General features: G+C 32.4%; 1 protein-coding gene. It reads left to right on the top strand.

Going from position 1 to position 2,600, the window contains the following annotated elements:
• Positions 1-267 precede the first annotated feature (267 nt).
• The coding region (locus QZZ11_RS07335) for a zinc-ribbon domain-containing protein (protein WP_292474875.1) at positions 268-2,600 on the top strand (2,333 nt) is incomplete at its 3' end.

The raw sequence follows: 2,600 nt of genomic DNA, 5'->3' as shown, positions 1-2,600 counted from the left end.
GAAGATGTTACAAAGACGAAGATTGGAAGAAGTATATTGCTTATCTTAAACAGTGGGCTAAGACACATGCTTCCTTAGCACATGCAGGTCAATCACCTTTCTGCTATGACGAGTGGTATGACAATGAGTATTACGAGGAAGAGGATGACTTTTGAGTTGTATTACCTTCTGTTTTTGGATGGTGGAATACAACCGCATATAAGTGTTTGACAAGGAAAAACTGTAAAGCTACAATTTATATGCAAACAAAAATAAAAGAGCATAGAAGTGGGGAAAAAGTTATCTGAATCATATATTTTACAAAAAGCAAAAGAAACTCATCCATCATATAGCTTTAGTAAGGTTAACTACGTTAACATAGATACAAAAATTATTGTTGGCTGTCCCTTACATGGTGATTTTGAAATTACTCCTTATCACTTGATTTATAGAAAACAGAGATGCCCCCGCTGTAAACCACATAAAATAATTCAAAAAGACTTTTTGAACCGATGTAAAAATGTTTTACCCGAATACGATTATTCTAAAGCAAAATATATAAACTCACATGAAAAAGTTTGTCTTGTTTGTGAAAAACATGGAGAATTTTATAAATATCCTCCTGAATTGTATGCAGGACATGGTTGTCCAAAGTGTACTGAAGAAAGAATATTAACAAACAAGAAAAACAGATTTATAACAAAACAGTGTGAAAAATGCGGATATGAATGGAAAATAATAAAAACAGATATTATCAAAAATTCAGGCTGTCCTATATGTACAAATAGATTGGTAAAAAAGGGATATAATGATTTAGAAACGACACATCCAGATTTATTAAAAGAATGGGATTATGAAAAAAATAAACATCTTCTTCCAAATATGATAACAAGCAGTTCAACAAAAAAAGTATGGTGGCTATGTGAGAAAAAGCACAGTTATCAACAAAAAATAGCAGATAAAGTAAAAAGAAATTTTAAGTGTCCTATTTGTTCAAATAGAATACTTGTAAGTGGAATAAACGATTTACAAACAGTATTTCCAGAAATACTTACAGAATGGGATTATGAAAAAAATGTTGGAATAAATCCAAGCGAATTGAGTTGCAAAACTACAAAAAAGGTATGGTGGAAGTGTAAAGAAAATCATAGTTGGAAAGCATCTGTTTATGAGCGTGTATGGCATGATAGAACAGGTTGTCCTTATTGTAACGGAAATATACTTAAACCAGGAAAAAATGATTTACAGACAATAAACCCTGTGTTAGCAAAAGAATTTCACCTGGCAAAAAATAAACCTTTGACGCCAGAAACAATTACAGCTCACTCAGGAAAAAAGGTATGGTGGGTTTGTCCTAGGGGGCATGAATATGAATCCTCCGTAGACAAACGAGTAAGTGGTCAAAACTGTCCATATTGTTCCAACAAAAAACTTCTTATAGGGTTTAATGATTTAGAAACTAACTATCCAGAATTGGCAAAAGAATGGCATCCAACAGAAAATGGAATCCTTACTCCTAAAAACATTGTTTTTGGCTCATTAAAAAAAGTTTGGTGGATCTGTTCAAAATGTTGTAATACATTTCAAGCACGAGTTGTTGATAGAACAAGGAAAGGAAACGGATGTCCTGAATGTGCAATAAAATTAAGAGTTCAATCAAGACTATCTTCATTGCTTAAAGAAAAAACATTAAATGATGACAAAGAATTAATCAGAGATTGGGATTATGAGGCGAATTATCCTAAAACTCCTTTAGATTATACTTATAGATCAGGACAAAGTGTTTACTGGAAATGTCATGTGTGTAAATATCAATGGAAGGCAAAAATATTAAATAAATCAAGACATAATGGTTGCCCTGCATGTAGTAACAAGGTCGTTGTTCCAGGTTTTAATGATCTTGCAACAACAAACCCAGAATTGGCACAAGAATGGCATCCAACAAAAAATGGAATTCTCACTCCTAAAAAAGTAACACGTGGAAGCGGTAAAAAAGTATGGTGGCTATGTCCAATGGGACATGAATATCAAGCTACACTATTAGCAAGAAACGGCGGCTTTGGAGTAGGTTGTCCTAAATGCTATTCCAGAAGACAAACTTCTTTTGCTGAACAAGCTGTATATCATTATATAAAAAAAATATTCCCAGACGCAATAAATGGATTTAAAGCTTCTTTTTTAGGAAAGATGGAATTAGATATATACATCCCTTCTATACGATGGGCAGTTGAATATGATGGTATGGCCTGGCATAATGAAAAAACAAAAGAAAGAGAAATAAGAAAATATAAGGCCTGTAAAGAAAACGGTATAAAATTATATCGCTTAAAAGAAGATGAAATAGAAAAACAATATGATGGAACGTATGATTCTGCCATGCATACAGAAGATATGTGGACATCAGAAAAATTAAATCAAACAATTTATAGCTTATTACTAGAACTTTGTCATGGACCTTTTATGATTAATTTTCCAATCGATGTTGAAAAAGACAGATTTTCCATCATGGAAAACATGAAAGTAAAATTGGATGAGTCCATTGCAGTAAAATATCCTTTACTTGTAAAAGAATGGGATTATGAAAAAAACGGGACATTAAAACCTGAAAATGTATCACATGG

Source organism: Methanosphaera sp. (genome assembly GCF_016282985.1).
Classification (GTDB): Archaea; Methanobacteriota; Methanobacteria; order Methanobacteriales; family Methanobacteriaceae; genus Methanosphaera.
This window is presented reverse-complemented; position numbering and strand designations above follow the sequence as displayed.